General features: G+C 34.5%; 11 protein-coding genes. 2 read left to right on the forward strand and 9 right to left on the reverse strand.

Translation table 11 applies throughout. The annotated features are described in order from the left end of the window. Positions 1 to 5 precede the first annotated feature (5 nt). From ABZP37_RS09565 to ABZP37_RS09605, 9 genes are all read right to left on the reverse strand, one after another. Positions 6 to 1,655: a DUF4038 domain-containing protein gene (locus tag ABZP37_RS09565; RefSeq protein ID WP_366182518.1), complete on the reverse strand. Its 1,650-nt coding sequence runs from the start codon at positions 1,653 to 1,655 to the stop codon at positions 6 to 8. A gap of 14 nt (positions 1,656 to 1,669) precedes the next feature. Further along, positions 1,670 to 3,124 (reverse strand): aldehyde dehydrogenase, encoded by a 1,455-nt coding sequence (aldA, locus tag ABZP37_RS09570; RefSeq protein WP_366182519.1) that lies wholly within the window; start codon positions 3,122 to 3,124, stop codon positions 1,670 to 1,672. Between the two features lie 15 nt (positions 3,125 to 3,139). Then, positions 3,140 to 5,674, reverse strand: coding sequence for a sugar-binding domain-containing protein (locus ABZP37_RS09575; protein ID WP_366182520.1), 2,535 nt, complete (start codon positions 5,672 to 5,674; stop codon positions 3,140 to 3,142). Between the two features lie 15 nt (positions 5,675 to 5,689). Continuing rightward, positions 5,690 to 6,460: an SDR family NAD(P)-dependent oxidoreductase gene (locus ABZP37_RS09580; RefSeq protein ID WP_366182521.1), complete on the reverse strand. Its 771-nt coding sequence runs from the start codon at positions 6,458 to 6,460 to the stop codon at positions 5,690 to 5,692. 116 nt (positions 6,461 to 6,576) lie between these two features. Next, positions 6,577 to 7,593: an alcohol dehydrogenase catalytic domain-containing protein gene (locus tag ABZP37_RS09585; protein WP_366182522.1), complete on the reverse strand. Its 1,017-nt coding sequence runs from the start codon at positions 7,591 to 7,593 to the stop codon at positions 6,577 to 6,579. Positions 7,594 to 7,779: 186 nt separating this feature from the next. After that, entirely contained in the window at positions 7,780 to 8,571 is a 792-nt protein-coding gene (locus ABZP37_RS09590; protein ID WP_366182523.1) for an IclR family transcriptional regulator, read from the reverse strand. 104 nt (positions 8,572 to 8,675) lie between these two features. Then, complete coding sequence (locus ABZP37_RS09595) at positions 8,676 to 9,875, reverse strand: family 16 glycosylhydrolase (RefSeq protein WP_366182524.1); 1,200 nt, start codon at positions 9,873 to 9,875, stop codon at positions 8,676 to 8,678. A 311-nt stretch (positions 9,876 to 10,186) separates the two neighbouring features. After that, entirely contained in the window at positions 10,187 to 11,341 is a 1,155-nt protein-coding gene (locus tag ABZP37_RS09600) for a glycosyl hydrolase (protein WP_366187517.1), read from the reverse strand. Positions 11,342 to 11,456: 115 nt separating this feature from the next. Further along, positions 11,457 to 14,015 (reverse strand): glycoside hydrolase family 2 TIM barrel-domain containing protein, encoded by a 2,559-nt coding sequence (locus ABZP37_RS09605; protein ID WP_366182525.1) that lies wholly within the window; start codon positions 14,013 to 14,015, stop codon positions 11,457 to 11,459. 487 nt (positions 14,016 to 14,502) lie between these two features. Between ABZP37_RS09605 and ABZP37_RS09610 the strand changes: the two genes are divergently transcribed. Then, positions 14,503 to 16,158, forward strand: a complete 1,656-nt coding sequence (locus tag ABZP37_RS09610) for a hypothetical protein (protein WP_366182526.1) — start codon at positions 14,503 to 14,505, stop codon at positions 16,156 to 16,158. A gap of 363 nt (positions 16,159 to 16,521) precedes the next feature. Further along, positions 16,522 to 19,602 carry a TonB-dependent receptor gene (locus tag ABZP37_RS09615; protein ID WP_366182528.1) on the forward strand — a complete coding sequence of 1,027 codons (3,081 nt, stop codon included), beginning with the start codon at positions 16,522 to 16,524 and terminating at the stop codon, positions 19,600 to 19,602. The last annotated feature ends 20 nt before the right edge of the window (positions 19,603 to 19,622 follow it).

Raw genomic sequence — 19,622 nt, forward strand, 5'->3', positions numbered from 1 at the left:
AACTTTTATTTCTTTTTAGATTTCAGATTTCGAATAATAAGAATCGTATCTGCTTCTCCACGCCAAGGTTGCCAAGGCCAAAAATTATCTTTTATTTTTTCGTATTTTCTTTCTTCCGAAAATTCACCCGTATAGGTATTGAACCATTGCTGTGTAGCATTTGCACTAGAAAAATCCTTGTTTATTAGGCCATCAAACATAATAGTAAAATTCTCCTTAGGCATAAACAGCATAATAATACCCTCTTTTTCATTGGTTAAATTATAACCGCTTCCATTATTATTAGGTGACGGTTTGAAGTTTTCAATATTGAAAGTATCGTATAATTTTCGCATATGCGAAAAATAATCAAAACGCGGTTTGTAAACGCCTTCGGGTTGTTCAAAAGGATTGTGAATTATGGCATTCCAAGAAGTTCCTTGCCAATAATAGGTACTGTACGCACCTGCAAAAAAGCACATGTAATTTCGTCTCAAACAAGATTCGGCATTGGTATATGCGCCAGGAAAAACCTTGTAAGGTGCTTCTTCGTAACCGCCGTGTTCGATGTTGAAAATAGGTTTGTTGGGGAAATCAGTACGGGCATCTATCATGTGCTGATAGAGTGTGTGTCTCCAGTTTTGAGTCGAAATAAAATCAACTTCATCGGGATGATTTCTGCAAAAACCATAATCATGTACAGAGATTAGCCTTTGGTATCCATCTAGTTTTTTGGTGCGAGCGATACGTTCAGATATGTATTCATTGGTCGCTCTGCCATAATGCAAAGCCTCTTTGGATACATCCCAAATCATATTCGGGAAAGCTTGGTAGCGTTTGATCACATAATCGTAATACCTATTGTCTTCTGGAGAATTCATTTCTGGCCATGCGACTTTTTTGTTCCAAACATAAATCATCAAATGACTCACCAATTCTTTATCGTGCATCGAAGCAATTACTTTGTCAAAATGATCAAAAAATGCAACATTGAGCGAACTAAAATCGGGTTTCGAATTCGAGCCTAAAAAAGGAAACATCTTTTCGCTTCCGCCGTATTCATGTTCTGGATGTTGAGCTAATAAAGGATCTTTGGGCCATGAAACATCATAAGTGTACAGATTCATTACAATTTGACTAAAACCATTTTGAAGAATCGTTTCTAGCAATTGATTGGTTTTGGATAGTTCTTTCTGACCGTAATCAAGAGCAAATAACCAATCGCATTCAAAAGCCAAATTGCTGTAATGTTTGCCATCTTGGTAGAAAAAATGCTGCGGATTTTCCTTAGAAGTAGTTATACCTCCATGACGGTCTTTTTTAGTATTTTTAAGAATCGAAATAGTACCTTTTTTACCCGACAATTCTTTTATATCACCAGTAATAGTAAAGTTCTTAATTCCTTCAGAGGCACTTGAATAGCGAAATACCCAAGTGTTATTTCCGTTAAAAAACAAGGGGACTTTTTGCGATTCTCCATTAGCATTTACAAGAGCAAATACATTTTTATCAAAAGGAGCTTCGACTTTGTTTTTCAAATGAAAAACAAGATCATTTACTTCCCATTGTGGAATGGTAATCAAAGTGTTGGCTTTGGGATTGTCCCATTTTTTTATTTGTGCTTTCGAAAATGAAAAAGCGCAACAAACAAAGAGTAAAATGATTTTGTTTTTCATAAGAAAATTGAAATTTAAGCTTTATGTCTAATGTAGAAAGTTTTCTTTTCTAAATATTGTTCAAAACCATATTTACCATCTTCACCACCAGAACCAGATAATTTGTATCCGTTATGAAAACCTTGGTGTTGCTCACCATGACCACGATTTACATATATTTCTCCGTATTCCAATTCGTCATTACATTTCATGATAGTACTCATGTCATTGGTGAAAACCATTGCAGCCAAACCATATTCGCAATCATTGGCAAAACCAATCACTTCTTCAAAAGTTTTGAATTTAAGTACTGGTAATATTGGACCAAAAGACTCTTCATGAACAATTGTCATATCTTGTGTTACATTGGTCAAAATAGTTGGTTCAAACCAATATCCTTTTTCAAATCCAGGACCTGTTGGTTTGTTTCCTCCAGTTGCAATTGTTGCACCTTCTTTTACACTTACGGCTACCAAATGCTCCATCGCTTTTAATTCGGCGGCGTTAACCTTTGGTCCCATATCTGTATCTTCCAACATTGGGTCACCTACTTTTAATGCTTTTACTTTTGGAATAAATTTTTCCATGAAAACATCATAAATATCTTCGTGTAAGTACATACGTTCGTTACAAGTACACACTTGACCACAGTTGTCAAAACGAGAATGCAAAGCAGCATCTACAGCAGCGTCAATATCAGCGTCTGCAAAAACGATAAAAGGGGCTTTTCCACCTAATTCCAATTGTACGTGCGTTAAGTTTTCGGCAGCATTACGAGCAATATCTTGACCTACAGGAGTAGAACCTGTCATTGTAACCATTTTGGTTATTGGACTTTTTACCAAAGCATTCCCCATAGCTCTACCAGGACCGGTAAGGATATTGATAACTCCAGCAGGAATTCCAACTTTGTTCGCTATGTTTCCTAATTCTAAAGTAGATAATGGCGTTTCGGATGTTGGTTTGATTACAATACTATTTCCCGCAATTAAAGCTGGTCCTAGTTTACGTGCTGCTAGTGCAAATGGAAAGTTCCAAGCAGTAATCGCTACAATTACGCCACGAGGCACTTTTTGAATCCAAATTTGCTCGTTTGCATTGTCTGAAGGGATAATGTCTCCTTCAATTCTACGCGCACCTTCGCAAGCATATTCGATAAATGACGAAGCTACAGCAACTTCAAAACGAGCAACTTTTAGTAATTTACCTTGTTCTTTTACGATTAATTGCGCTAAATATTCAGAGTTAGCTTTAATTTCGTTAGAGAATTTATACATTAGATCAGCTCTTTCTCTAGCTGGTTTCTTTTTCCATTCTTTTTGTGCTTTATCCGCATGAGCTAATGTTTCAAGAGCTTCTTCAGCCGTTCCATTTTGCACTCTTGCCACAATCTCTTCAGTACAAGGACTTAAAACATCAATTGTATCACCAGAAGTAGAAGTTCTCCACTCGCCGTTTATAAATAATTGGTATTCTTTAATTTCTGCCATTTTTATAAGTTTAAATTATTTTTTATTTTTAAATCCTCTTGCTATTACAGTATCGGTTTCACTTTCATATTCTTCACCATTTTCACGCGTTAATTTATCGTAGAATTGGTTGTAATTTGAATATTTATAGATTCCGTTTCTTTTTCTAATTTCGGCACCCATTTCTTTGAATTCTTTGGCTGCTTGGTCATGGTCTCCAATCAAAAATTGATATTTATTGGTTGAAATAACCACACCATTTTGATCTTTCAATTCTAATTTGACATAAAAATTAGATGTCACTTTTTTAAGATTATCTGTTTTTATATCAAAGAATTTTTGGGAACTGTTTTCGCCAACTTTAGAAACTTCAAAAGATCCTTTTTCGATGGTTTTTCCTTTGTCATTTTCTATTGTGAAATTGGCAACACAATTGTTGTATTCTTTGTAGAAATCATTCACGATCCAAATTTGACCTTGAAAAGTTTCGTCGTTGTGCCATCTTCTTTTAGCAAAATCCAAATTGATTAAAAGTGGTTGATAGGCCGTTTTTACAAATTCGTACGAACGTTTTGTCTTTTGGTAATTATCTACGATTCCCCATTTCATATCGGGCCAGTAGGTAATAAAGTGACAAAGTGCAACACCACTATTTTTGGGTTTGTTACGTCTAAAATGTTCTATTCCTAATTGAAAAATAATCCCTTGAGAATCTTGTGTAGCATCTACAAATTCTTCTAATGAACCTGTTTTTTCGCTGCCAAAAGCATCAAAATTTTGTGCTCGCAAACGGTCCAAATCTGCCCAGTGATGTCCCCAACTTGGTCCCGGAGGCCAAATTTCATTCGCAGGAATGAATTTCTTCAAACTTTCGATATTGGGAACAGAGGTGATTGCAAATTCAGGTACAATCGGAAAATCTATTTTTTTGTACCAATCTTCCATAGGCAAATGCCCCATTCCGTAGAAATAAGCAAGTGCATGAATGGCTTCTTTTGGTTTATATCCTGCTTCTTGCGAAGGTTCATCGGTCATAGGAGAATCGGGAACGTAGGGTAAATCTACTTCTGCTTGCAATGCTTTTCCAAGACGCTCCAAGAACATTCTAGTAAATGCAGGATCGGCAGAACGCAACATCATTTCTTCGCCACCTTCCATCATAATTAAGGAGGGGTTGTTGCGTCGTTCTCTAATTACGGCAACTCCTTCGGCAATTGTGGTCGCTATAAATTCCTCATCTCTAGCCAAATTCCCAGTTCCTAGTGGAATAATATCATTCCAAACCGTAATTCCAGCTTCGCTACACAATTCGTAAAAAATAGGTAACTCAGAGGGGTGCCATCCAAATATTCGAATATTATTCATGTTTGCTTCTTTGGCAAGCTGAATTAATTTTCGGTATTTTTCGTCAGACGTACGACCGGTAAAAATGTCTGGAGGTCCACCCCAACAAGCCGATCGGATGTATATTTTTTTACCATTAATGAGCGTAGTTCTAGGAAAACTCACTTCATCTCTAGTAAAACCAGGATTCCATTCCATTTTTACTTCACGAATACCAAAAGTAGTTTCTTTGTAATCGTGGTTGATTTTGTTTTCTGTCAAGGACAGCTTATTGATGTACAAATTGGGTTTTCCTAAATCCCAAGGCCACCATAGTTGTGCATTTTTTATAAAAATGTCTTTTTTGATTGTTTGTTTTCCGGGGGCAATCGTCTCGGTAAATTCTGTTGTGATTACTTCAGATTCAAAGTTTTTGCCTTGAATTGTCGAAGTAAAAGTCATTTGTTTAGGTTGCGAATTTGTATTTTCGACTTCAACCTCTAGCGTTACTTTCGCATTGTTATTGTCCTCGATTTTTGGTCGTAGGTAAACATCTTTAATTCTTGTTTTTCCAGTATAAACCATTTTTATTGGTCTATAAATTCCAAACGGAATCAAATCTCTCCAATAATCGCCAAACCAAGGCGTTTTTCTACCTGCAACTTTGGCGTTGACTTGTGGGGGAGGAGCCAATCGAATCATTAACATATTAGTACTGGCTAAGTTTTTTTTGCTGCTGCGAATGTATTTATTTACATCGAATGAAAAACGTGAAAAAGCACCTTCGTGACTTCCTAAGTGATTACCGTTCAACCAAATATCGCACGCATAATCAATTCCGTCAAAATCAATTCGAACCAATTGATCTTTTAAATCTTGAGTAACATTGAATTGCAAGGCATACCACCATTCGTAGTGCATTACCCATTGTGCTTTTACGCTATTACGTCCAAAGTAAGGATCTTCGATAGCACCTATTTTCCATAAGTCAGTGTACACATCTCCTGGTACTTGTGCAGAATTCCACACTAGTGTTTCAATATCTTCTGGTGGTAATTGGTGTAATCCTGCCTTGACACCTTCGCCAGGCAACATCATCTTCATTTTCCATTTAAACCCACTCAAATCTTGTGATAACTGGCTGTTGTCTTTATGAGAAACTTCAGACCCGGGTTGCGCCAGGACTGAAGTTGTCATAAAAAATAGTATGCTTAAAGCTATAAAGGCTATTCTTTGTAGTAATATCATTTTTTGTTTTTTTGATTATCTTCCCATCCAACCACCGTCAACAAGCATCGTAGTACCGTGCATGTAAGAAGCTGCCTCTGAACATAAGAATACTGTAGGTCCTGCAAAATCTTCAGGTTTTCCCCAACGACCTGCTGGAATTCTACCTAAGATTGAAGCCGAACGAACGGGGTCATTACGTAATGCTTCTGTATTATCGGTGTTGATATATCCAGGTGCAATTGCATTTACGTTAACCCCTTTTCCTGCCCATTCGTTAGCAAAAGCCATAGTCAATTGACCAATAGCACCTTTACTAGCTGCATAGCCAGGAACAGTTATTCCACCTTGAAAAGTCAATAATGAAGCCGTGAAAACTACCTTTCCACTTCCTCTAGCGATCATATCTCTACCAATTTCTCTAGTTAAGATAAACTGTGCATTTTGATTGACTTCAATTACTTTATCCCACATTTCATCTGGGTGTTCTGCTGCAGGAGCTCTTAAAATAGTACCTGCGTTGTTTACCAAAATATCAATTGTTGGGAAATCTTTTTTTACAGCTTCTATGAAAGCATATAATGCTTTTCTATCACTGAAATCGCAAGCGTATCCTTTGAATTTTCTACCCAATTCGGTTACTTCTTTTTCAACAGCACTTCCTTCGGTTTCTAATGATGCACTAACGCCAATAATATCAGCACCTGCTTGTGCTAATCCAATTGCCATTGCTTTTCCTATTCCTCTTTTGCAACCTGTAACCAAGGCTACTTTTCCTTTTAAACTAAATGTATCTAAAACGCTCATGTTTTTTTGCTTTTGGCCATTAGCTTGAAGCTTTTGGCTCGTTTGTTTATTTCTTATTTGGTAATTATATGTCAAAAAGCCAATAGCTAATAGCCATTAGCCAATAGCAATAAATACTATAATTGACAGTCCATCAATACTTTCAATCCTTCTGGGTTTTTGTCAATGTTTTCAAAAACTTGTTGGATGTTTGATAGTGGCTGTACATCTGTAATCATTTGTTCGAAAGGCAATTCGTTTGCTGTAATTAATTCGATTGCTTTTTCGTAATCTTCTTTTTCGTAAACACGAGCACCGATTAAGCTTAATTCTTTCCAGAAAAATTTGAATAAATCCACTGGTTTTTTCTCTCCGTGTATGGCTACCATTAAGATTCTACCTCTAATACCTGCTACTTCACACATAATGTCAAGTGCTGGTTGAACACCTGCTACTTCAAAAACAACATCGGCTTTACGACCTTCTGTTTTTCCTTTTACATATTCAACTAAGTCAATTTTGATAGGGTTTACAGCATCAAAACCTAATTCCTTAGCTTTTGCAATACGGTTTTCGTTTACTTCAGAGATGATGACCTGTGCTCCAGCATCTTTGGCAACCATAGCTACTAATAAACCGATTGGACCACCACCTAATACCACAGCAGTTTCTCCTTTTACCAAGCCACTACGACGTACATCGTGAGTTGCAACAGAAAGCGGCTCAATTAAAGCAGCTAGTTTTAAGTTGGTATTGTCTTTTAATTTGTGAAGTGTAAAAGCTGGAACATTCCAGTATTCTTGCATAGCACCTGGGCTATCGATTCCGATGAATTTTAATTCCTCGCAAATGTGATTGAATCCTTTATCAGATGCTTTTGCTTTGCGGTCATCCAAAGGGCGGACAACAACTTTGTCTCCAACAGCATATCCTGTAACGCCTTCACCTACAGCATCAATCGTGCCAGACATTTCGTGTCCAATAGTTTCTGGAATGCTTACACGCTTGTCCATCATTCCGTGGTAGATATGCACGTCAGTTCCACATACACCTACGTAGGCTACTTTGATTCGTACTTCGCCATTTGCTGGATTTTCAATTTCTCTGTTAATTACAGTGAAGGTTTTATTCCCTTCATAAATAGTTGCTTTCATCTTTATATTTGTTTCAAATAGTAAACTTGTTTCTTATTTGAACAAATATAATACTTATGAACGAAAGTAACTTACTTTAAAAGTGATTTTTTATTCACATTTGAAACAAGTTTCGTTAATAAAAAAAGGAAATAAAAAAAGTACCTAAAAATCTTAGGTACTTTTTACTAATTGGTTTGTAGTTGTTTACCTTTCGATATAACCAAGTTTAGTAGATATTTCTAAAGCATACTTAGCGATTATCTTTCCTTTTTCCTCAAATTCCGAATGGGGTAATCGACCATGCGGAGCTGTAATCCAAAGACAGGCAACAGGTGTACCTTGCTCATTAAAAACAGGAGCTCCAATACAATGGATTCCTTGAATATCTTCACCGTTATCAATTGCATATCCTAATTCTCGAACGGTTTTTAATTGTTCTTTAAATTCTTTTTTGGAAGTAATGGTATTCTTGGTGAATTTTTCAAATTTAACCGAACTCAAAATGGCATCTACTTCTTCGTCTGGAAGAAAGGCTAAAATTGATTTTCCACCAACAGAACTGTGCAAATGGAAACGCGTTCCCAATTCAACAAAAAGTTTTACAGGATAGGAGGAGGAGACTTGTTCTAAGATAGTACCGCTATTACCAAGAACTACGCCCAGCATTACTGATTCCTTCAACTCGTCACGTAATGCTCTCATGATATCAATCGATAATTCGACAATACTTTGCTCATTCATTGAAGAAATTCCCAAGGTTAACATCTTTCTCGAAAGTGTTATTTTTTTGGTGGTTTCGTTCTTTTGAAGATAGTTTTTAAAAATCAAAGTATTGGTTATACGAAAGGCACTAGATTTGGTTACGTCCAAAGTCTGAAGGATTTCAGACAAAGTAAGTCCTTTTGGGTGTATTGCTAATAATTCTATGATTTGTAATCCTCTTTCTAAATTTGGAACGTTATAGTTTGATTTTAAATCTTCTTTTTCTTGAGTCATGTTGTTGTGTACTAGATAGTGTGCAAAAATAGTTTTATTTATTTGACTTTGAAAAAAAAATATTTTTATAAAATAAGTTTGATTTTAACTATTTTATGTATCCTCTATTCAGGCTTATAGACTCTAATCCAGTCCACACGCATAGTTGATCGAGCATCATCCAACACGGATGGATCAGTAAAATAATTTATGCCTTGTGATTGTCTCCAGGGTTGGGATGCGGCCGAAATAATTAAATACATATCCTTGGTAAGTCCAGTTCCACCAGCATAATTATTAGGGTCAATTTGGTTGGTTGGCGTTGTTCTTACTAGTACACCATCTACATAATATTTTAATGTAAAAGGATCTAACCATAATACTCCATAATTATGGTAATCGTTTGCCCATTGTGTTCCCTTGCCATCAGCATAATAGGTTTCCAAACCAGATGGCTGGTAATCCTGAAATGGTGTTCTTATGAAGACATGATGACTTAAGTGTAAACGTTTGGAGTAGTAATCATTCGTTTTATCGCCATAAGCTTCTAGATTGTCAATTTCCTGAGTTGAGTCTTCGCTGAGCATCCAAACAGCTGAAGCTAATGAAGATTCGCTAATTTTCACTCGTGCTTCCATATACATTGGATAGCCGACTTTAGTTTTAGAAGTAACTACTCCTGTTCGAATTATATCTCCAGTTGATTTTTTTTCGATGGTAGCTTTGTAGACTAATTCGCCACCAGTAATGGTTGATTGAGAAGCAGAATATACAGTTGGAAGAGCTCCTGTCCATCCATTGAAGAAACGGTCTTGCCAGTTGGTGGTAAAATCGGCTGTTTTTCCATCATAATTAAACTCATTGGAGAAAACAGGTTGAATAACCCAGCTTTTATTGTTTCCAGCACTTGGTAGAAAACTAACTTCGCTTGGTTTTTTGGCAGTTGTCAGTTGTTTTTGATCACCATAAAAAGTTACGGAACCAGCTACAAAATAGGCTTTTAGGTAATAGATTTGGTTTTCTTTTAATCCTGTCAAAGTGAGATCAAATATATTGGAAGTACTAGTAGTTATTTTTTTATTGGTTGCTGTAGTTGGGTTGGTGGTTTCTCCCCAGCAGATTCCTCTTTCGGTAATTGTTAAATTGTCATTTCCTAAAGTGATGGTTCCTCCCGTTTCAATTTCAGAATATAAAGTTGCGCCTACAGGAGTCTTGGTGATAACGGAAGTAGCTTTGGGAGTCGGCGCTGGTGCTTCGTCTTTTGTACATGCAGTCGCTATGACAATAGAAAAAGTAATGAACATTAGTGTTTTGAAAAATTTCATAGTTTGGTGGTATTGGTATTAATACATATTAGTACTTACAAATGTAGTTTAAGTAGCTATGATTGTGATAAAAAGCAACTAGATATAAACTAAACAATAAAGCGGAAACTGTTTTTAAGTTGTTTTTTGTTAGTGGTTTATGTTTTTTTTTTTTAACATTAAAGGTATGGATTGATTCATGTTGTTAAAAACAATACTGCATCACTACACTTCCCTAAAAGATAACTCCCCTTTTTGAATTTACTTTTAAAGTATATCCAAAAAGAGGAGTTATTGGTGAATAATTGAATTATTCTATTTGTGCATATTCTCTACTTCTCTGTTTTTCCGTTTGCTGATTTTTCACCAATAGCTGTATGGGTTGTTTTTCTAGCTGATGAAAAACGCATAATACTTTGGTAGTTTCCATTGTTATATATATGAGTTAATCCCCATCTTAAAACCTCAGTTGGGTCTTTTTCATTATCTGCTGTTCTGTTTAAGCCAATTGCATGGGGTGCGTCTTTAATCGAAGCCATAATCTCAAAATTAATTCCATCTGGTGACCATTGAATGGTGTTTTTTTCTGGACCATCAGTGGTGATTAATGATGCAATTCCGCCGTTGTAAGGCCAAACGCAAATTTCGTGTCCACTATTACTTATTGGGTTATAAGGTGATTTTACGTATGGTCCAAGTGGATTGTCAGCTATAGCGACTCCATGACGAATTTGGCGACCACCAAAAGTCATTTCTTCACCCATTTGTTCTCCTTTGTAGTACAAATAGAATTTACCTTTGTATGGTAATATACATGGATCATGCGTTTTATGGCTGTCAAAATCTCCTTTTTTTTCTACCATAAAACGGTTGTCCGTAGTACCTTTCCAAACACCATTTTGAGCAGGTGCGATAACGGGAGCATCCAATTTTGTCCAAGGACCATTTGGCGAGTTAGACCATGCCATTCCTACTTTTTCTTGAACTCGTATGTTGTAGATTCCTTCAACAGTTTGGTAGCATAAATAATATTTCTTATCCCATTTCATGATCTCAACTGTGAAAACAGAACGATCATCATAAGATCCTTTTTTACCTCTAGGTATTGCAATACCTTCTTCTTTCCATGTCCAACCATCTTGAGAAGTTGCGTACCAAATATCGCAACGATCCCATGGAAAAACTTTTTCATTGGCCATATCTCCACCAAATCCTTGTGTTGGACCAGTACTTTTTGTGTACCAAACATAGTATTTTCCGTTTTCTTGGATGATAGCACTAGGATCTCTTCGTACAACACCTTCTTCGTAAGCCAAATCACCTTTAAGGGGTTGTAAGTTTCCAAACTCGATAAACCATTCGTTTCCTAATTCTTTAGGCCATTTTAAGGCTCTTTTTGAAGCGGCACTTAAGTGGTTGACATCCATAATACCTAACTTATCTTTAAGTTCGATAGCATCTTTTTTTAGTTGTTTTTCTTCCTCCATTTTGCATTTTGTTGACTGTGCAATTGCCGAGATTGGCATTGCTAGCGTTAATAATCCAAGGACGCTTTTGTTAATTATATTCATAGTTGTAGTTTGATTGGTATTACAATATTACTTAATTTTTATTACTTAATTTAATTTTACTAGTGAAATTAGTTTTTTCTGTGAAATTTATTTTATTATTTTCAAGAACAATTTTTTCAATTTGAACGGTAGCATCTACTTTTGCTCCTTTTTTCGATTGAACAATAAGCAAACATCTTCCTTTTGAAGTGGTTATAGTATTTGATTGAAAATCCTGAACATTATCGACTGCTCCATTATCTACTCCAAGTATTTTTACGTTTCCATCAATCGAAAATGTGATTGTTGGATTCACTGTTTTTACTGGGTTATTGTCTTTATCAACTACTTGTGCTACGATATGTGCTACATCATATCCATCTGCGGAAAGGCTAGTTTTGTCTGTTGTTAATTGAACACGGTAAGCTTCTGTTGGAGTAACTCTTTCCGATGAGATCGTCTTTCCTGATTTTGTACCTCTTGCAGTTAATTTTCCTGATTGAAAAGGAACGGACCATTTGTAAATATGATCGTCAAAATCGGTTAGTTTTTTCTTTCCTAATGATTTTTCATTCAAAAATAATTCGACTTCATCACAATTCGAGTAGATTTCGACAATTGTCTTGTCTCCAGATTGGTACTCCCAATGTTCGTTGACATCATGCCAAACCCAAAGTGCATTTTCCCATCCATTTTTCTTTTTTTCTACAGGCTCTCCTGTTTGTTCATCAATTTTATAGATTGATTTATCCAGTCTTTGTGTGGCAATATATAATTCAGGAGCATCATTCCATAATGATTTCATCATGTGGTAGGATGGTTTTTCGAATCCAGCATAATCTAATATTCCACTATCTATTCCTTTTTTAGGCCATTGTTTATTGGCTTCGCCCAAATAATCAATACCTGTCCATAAATACGTCCCCGATATAAAAGGGCGTTCCATAATGGCTTTCCATTCGTGCCATTGTGCTACGTTTTCAGTACCCATTATTGGTAATTCAGGATAGTTTTTATGTCCATAATCGTAAACTACTCTGCGGTAGCTGTAACCAATCATGTCTAATGCATCTGCATATCCTGATTCATAACTAGATGACGGAAGGATACAGTTAGCAATTACATAGCGAGTAGTGTCCATTTCTTTTGTCCACTTTGCCAGTTTTTTAGCAGTTTCACCAATATCGTATTTCTCCCTAGGTAGGGTGCGCAAGTTTTCTTGAATTTTCTCAATAGAATTAGGAGGAAGTGACCAGAAATAATTTCCGCTCCAATCCATATTATCAAAGAACCCAGTGGCTTTTGCATTTCGTTCGTATGTCCATTCAATTTCATTTCCAATACTCCATTGGATGATGCTTGGGTGGTTTCTATGTGCTAACATGGTATTTTTTAAATCACGTTCTGCCCATTCTTGAAAATGTTCACCGTATCCGCGGGTAATGGCGTCTACTGATTGTTCTTTCATGTTTTTACGCTTGTCTTTTGGATTGTCCCATTCATCAAAAAACTCATCTTGAACCATTATTCCCATTTCGTCACAAAGCGAAATAAATTCATCTGAACCTGGATTGTGAGAGATTCTGATTGCGTTTACTCCCGCTTCTTTTAGTTTTTCAAAGCGTCTTCTCCAAACTCCTTCTGGTACAGCAGCTCCTACAAGACCAGCGTCATGATGCAAACAAACCCCTTTGATTTTCATGTTTTGACCATTTAGGTAAAAACCAGTATTCGCATCAAATTTGATAGTTCGGATTCCAAATTTAGTCTGATTCTCATCGACTGTTTTTCCGTTTTGTACAATTTTAAATTGTGCCGTGTACATACTAGGACTCACTACATCCCATAATTTTGGATTTTTTACAGTGGTATCGATGTTGAATTTTGTTTCTTCCTTGGAACTTACTTTTCCTTTTGTGGTTTGCTCGGCTACTTTTTTGCCTTTACCATCAAGTATTGTTGTGATGATGTCAAAAGTTTCATCCTTATCAAAGTTGTTTTTAACATTAACTTCTAAGTGAACTTTGCTTTCTTGCAAAGACACGTGTGGAGTTGTGATATAAGTTCCCCAAATAGGAATATGTAGGTTGTTTTTGGTTACTAACTTTACATTTCTGTAAATACCAGATCCAGTGTACCAGCGGCTATCAGCATATCTTGAATGGTCTACTTTTACCTTAATTTGATTGCTGTTATTGTTTAAATAAGCACTTAAATCATAAAAAAATGGAGAATATCCGTATGGGTGTTCTCCCAATTTTTTATCATTTAGCCACAAAGTACTATTGTTATATATTCCGTCAAATAGAATATAGGTAGTTTCATTTTTGCTAGGTTTTACTTTAAAATCTTTTTTGTACCAACCAATACCTCCTAAAAGATATCCTGTTGCACCTTCTCCTTTTATAGAATCAAATGAAAAACCAACACTCCAATCATGTGGGAGGTTTACATTTTTCCAATTACTTTGACTAGAATTTTCTAATTTGAAATTCCAATCAAAATTAAAGTCTTGAGTGTTATTTTGAGCACAAGCACAAACGGTAATTAAATTAAGAATGCCGAGCTGAACTATTTTTTTTACGGAATATTTGGATTTTATTTTCTTCACGATGATAAGTATATAATTTGTAATTTTTAGGTCTAATGTTTAGTTCTTATGATTGTTTTTATGTGTTTAAAAAGGAGTTGTAAACTGAATCATTAATTGTTTTTTATGTTTCAAAATGAACTGAGATTATTATAATTTTGTTCCAGATAAACTTAAAGTTTCTAGTAAAATGGAGTTTATGGTAAATTGATTATTATGTTTATAACTGAGATTTTGATATAAAAAAGGATTTTAAAATAGTAAATATGAAATTGTGTATCATAATTAATGCGAATATTTCTGCGATACAAATATCTTATAAATATGGTTCTTGGTTTTTAATATCGACTAGACATAAACTGAACATTGGTGTTTTTGGGCAATTTTTTGCTTTTATTAACTAGACTGTAACTATATTGTACTCTCTTAGAATTGTTATCGTATCGTTCGGTTCAAAATCATTGACTATTTATAAACCAAATTCCAAACCAACTAAATATTATTTAATATGAATAGAAATACTTTTTATAAGCTTTTGAATAAATTTTGTATTTCAACAAATACAAAGTTTATTCTATTGACAGTCTTTTTATTTACGTCTTTTCATTTTTACAGTCAGGAGCATAGTGCTACCAATCCTTACCTAGAGAAGGCAAATGAAATTAAATATACTAATTATAAAGGGGCTATTTATCATTATAAAAAAAGTATCGAATACAATACTGAAAATAAGGACACCGTAAATGTTATCTTAAACTTACGTGATATGTCCGATTTGTATGCACACAGATTGGATTATGGAAAAGCGTATGATGGCTATTGGAAAGCACTTTTCTTAGCCGATGCTTCCAAAGATGATTATTCGAAAGCGATGATTTACCAAGGTTTAGGTTGGTTGTTTAGTTTTTACGATAGAGATATGGAAGCACTTCGGTATTACAATAATTCATTAAATCTTACTAAGAATAATAAAGGCTTAGGGGAAGTGAAGAAATTTGAATTAATGATTCAAGATTATTTTTCTATTTTGAATTTATACCGTGTTAATGGGGATTATGTGAAAGCTAAAATATATCTTGATAGTTGTCAGATTTTGCACAATAAGCTTAATAGAGGAAATAAAAACCATTTCGTACGTGCAGAAGAATATTTTTTGAAGGCAGTTGATAAAAAATATGATTCAGCTTTGGAGGGTTTACAAGAATCCAATCTGTATTTTGAAAAAAACGATCCATCGTATTTAATCATTATTAACTATTTGATTGCTGAAGTACACCGACTGAAAGGTGATGTAAGTCAAAGTATATTGTATTATGAAAAATCGTTGACTTTCTCTGGGAAATATCACAGCCATGAGAATTATGTAATTATGGATCATGAGGCTTTGGCTAAATCTTACGCTAAAGCAGGTGATTATCAAAAAGCATTTGCGAACTCTAGTATGGCTATGAAACTCAATGCAGATGTATTTGGTAAAGGGAGTAAAAACAGTCAACATTTGTTTGAGATTAATGATAAATACAGGGTTCAAAAGCAAAAAGCACAAGAAATTTTAGATAAGCAACGAATTACACAATTAGAAAGTGAGGAGAAAGTTTGGTTTTTGAAATCCATCTTATATACTATAATAATAGTATCATTAGTGTTATATGGATATTTGTTTGTAAGAAGCATCAGGAGAAAGCATAAGGCAGAGAAAAAATCTATAGCTGAGAAGCAGGAAATGGAGCTAGTGAGGAGCAAAGCTATTTTGGAATTAAAGAATAAGGAACTAACTAGTTCTGCTTTACAATTAATAGAGAAAGATGAGTTTATAGAAAGGTTAAAACTTAATTTGACTGATGATAAAGATGTTGATGTGCGAACAATCAACAAAATGCTAAAAACAATTCAAGGATCACCTAGTAGTAACTGGAAAGAATTTGAAGCTCGATTTACTGATGTTAATCAAAGTTTTTATACAAACCTTAAAGATAAGTTTCCAGATTTGGGGCAAACCGATTTGAAAATTTGCGCACTTATAAAGTTGAATTTTTCAAGCAAAGACATGGCTGCATTATTGGGAATATCATTTGAAAGTGTTCATACCTCAAGATATCGCCTTAGAAAGAAATTCAAATTAGATAGAAATGATAATCTAAACGAATTTATAGGAACTTTTTAGTATTATCTACAATTTTCAATACTTATAAAAACTTCGATTTACTTTATGTAATTCGAGGTTTTTTTTTTTGAATTTAATTTTGAAATATAAAAGCAATATTTTAAACATGAATTTAATTACAATTACATAAATTGAACTGTATTTAATAGTTTGTACGGTCTAGTTTTTCTTGAACACTAGTATTTACGGGCTTTTTTTTCTTTTTGTACAGTTTTAATCAAGTTGGTTTACGAGTTGTTTTTGTATAGAATATGTAATTTTGGGATATATTAATTATGTAGTCAATAAAAATAGCTAACATAGGTTGCATTATTATTAGTAGAACAACTTAAATCAAATTATTAAACCAATTAAAATTATTGTATGAAAAAAAAGAATGGATTTTGGAAAAAAACATTTCCAATAATGTTTTTTCTTCTAAGCTTTTGTGTAATGAATGCACAAACGCTTCAAAATGTAAAAGGTAAAATCACAGGTGATGGACTACCATTACCGGGTGTAAGTGTACTTATTAAAGGAACTACTACGGGAACGGTAGCAGATTTTGATGGTAATTATTCCATTAACGTTAAACCAAACGATATATTAGTATTTAGTTATATCGGTTTTGTTGGTAAAGAGTTTAAGGTAAGTAATAAATCTACTATCAATATAGATTTAGTTTCCAAAGTTTCTTCATTAGACGAAGTGGTAATTGTAGGATACGGAACGCAAAGAAAGAAAGAAGTTACAGGTGCCGTTACTCGTGTGAAACAAGAAGACGTTGCAAAATCAGCTACATCCGATTTAGGTTCTGCTTTACAAGGTTTGATTGCAGGTGTAAATGTAACATCAAGTTCTGGAGATCCAGGAGCAGAGGCAAATGTTCAAATTCGTGGATTGTCTTCTGTTTTGGGAAGCAATAGACCTTTATACGTTGTTGATGGTATTCCTTATGATATCAATCCAAACATTAGTATGAACGAAATTGAAACAATCGATGTTTTGAAAGATGGTGCTTCGGCTGCTATTTATGGAACTAGGGGTTCTGCAGGTGTAATTTTAATCACTACGAAGCAACCAAAAATTGGAATAATGAAAGTTAAAGTAGATAGTTACTATGGTGTTCAAAGTAATTACAGACATATGCCTGTTCCAACAGTTGAAGAAAAACTATATATTGAATTTATAAATAAAAATAACTTAGGTGGAACTGTATTTGGAAATTCGTGGACTACAATTGAAGCCAACCCAACACAATTAACAAACAATAGTAATTTTTATGATGTTATTGAAAATGATTTGGCTCCAATACAAAGTCATAATTTAAGTCTTTCTGGAGGAAAAGACGGTTTGTCTTATACAATTAATGGAGGTTACTTTGGTCAAGAAGGTTCCTTAATTAAATCAAATTTTGAACGTTATAATGTAAGAGCCAATACCCAATACAATAAAGGTAATTGGAAAATCTCTACAGGTATGTCTGCAAGGAATGAATATACAACAAATGCTCCATGGGGATTGATCCTAGATGCTGTACGATATAATCCTTATGGTGTACAAGTAACAGCCGATCAGGTTGCAATTGCAAATACCGGTGGAGATGCAAATGAATCAAGTCGTTTGTCATATATAGGGTATAAGTTGCAAACTACTGATAAAAATGCCAGAGATTATTATGATGGTAACATAAGTGCTGAATATAGTTTTAGTAAAAATTTCAAATATACCGCTAGAGGAGCGGTTAGTTTTGATAATGCAACTAGAATTACAGTTAATCCAGCATTTATCGCCTATGACAACCTAGGGAACTTAGCACCAAGTCAACAATCAAAAATCAAAAATTTAAGTTCTAGAGCAACAAAGCAAACCTTGGAACACATTTTTAATTACAACAAAAAATTTGGAAACCACAGCTTAGGTTTAACTGGAGTGTATTCTGCAGAAAGATATACTTATGCTGAATTTTATGCAGAAAAATTTGACCTTGCAAATAATGATTATACTACTTTAAATACTGCTAACGGTCTTGCAAATGCAGGTACAGGAGCAGGTAATCAATGGACTCAAGATAGAGATACTAAAGTAATTGGTACTTTGGGTAGAATGCAATACAATTACAAAGGAAAATATCTTTTGAGTTTGAGTGCACGTCGTGATGGTTCTTCTAAATTTAATGCACAACACTACCAATGGTTTCCATCAGCTTCATTGGGTTGGAATGTATCTGATGAAGATTTTTTCCAACCGTATAAAAAGTATGTTTCTACTTTCAAAACTAGAATGAGTAGAGGAACAACTGGGAATTCAGGTATTGGTGATTACTCATACAATTCGGTTATCGTATTAAACAATGATTACGTTTTTGGAACAGGAAGCGATCAGAATTATATTCAAGGAGCAACACAAACACAATATGCAAACAAAAATGTAAAATGGGAGACTTCTGTATCTACCAACTTAGGTTTTGATTTTGCTTTCTTTAATAATAAATTAACCTTAACTTCTGATTTTTATGTAACGGAAAAGAAAGATATGTTGTTTCCGGTTTTATTGGCTCCATCTGCAGGTGCTGGTCTAGGCGGTGACGTAGTATTGAATGTAGGTAATATGAGAAATTCGGGTATTGAATATGCTTTAAACTACCGTACTGGAAAAAAATTCAAACATGATTTAGGAATCAACTTCACCAAAAACACCAATAAAGTTACCAAAATGAGTGGAACAAATAAGTTGTTACCATTTGACGGAAGTACTATTTCAGGACAAGATAATGATCAGGATAAAGTATCCTACTTGGCTGAAGGTTATGTAGCAGGTGCTTTTTTCTTAATGAAAACCGATGGAATTGTAAATTTAAATAATTTGGCTGATTACCAAAAATTAGAACCTACTGCGAAAGCGGGAGATTTACGTTATTTAGACTCCAATGGTGATGGGAAAATAGATAATGATGACCGTGTTTTCTCTGGAAGCGGAACTCCAGATTTTGAAATAGGTTTAAACTATTCGGGTAATTACAAAGATTTTGATTTTTCTATGCAATGGTATGGTTCTTTTGGAGCTGAAATTATAAATGGAGGTAAAGCGTTAGGATATAAATCTTCCAATAATAAAGATTTAATTTACCAATGGACTTTGCAAAACCAAACATCTCAAATACCTGCGGACAGAGGACCATTACATAATAATTATAGAGGTTGGTCAGATTATTGGTTAGAAGACGGAACTTTTGTAAGGCTTCGTAATGTCTCTCTAGGATATACGGTACCTAAAAAAGTAATAGATAAAATGAGCTTGACAAAATTACGCTTTTTTGTATCTGCTCAAAATCCACTTAGATTTTCTAAATACCAAGGATATGATCCTGAAGTAGGCAATAATGGATTAAGTACACGTGGTATCGACAAAGGTACTATTCCACAAAGTTCAAAATTCACTGCGGGTATGCAGTTTGAATTTTAGATTAAAATAACCCAACTTAA

It is taken from the genome of Flavobacterium ovatum, from assembly GCF_040703125.1.
In the GTDB taxonomy this organism is placed as follows: Bacteria; Bacteroidota; Bacteroidia; order Flavobacteriales; family Flavobacteriaceae; genus Flavobacterium; species Flavobacterium ovatum.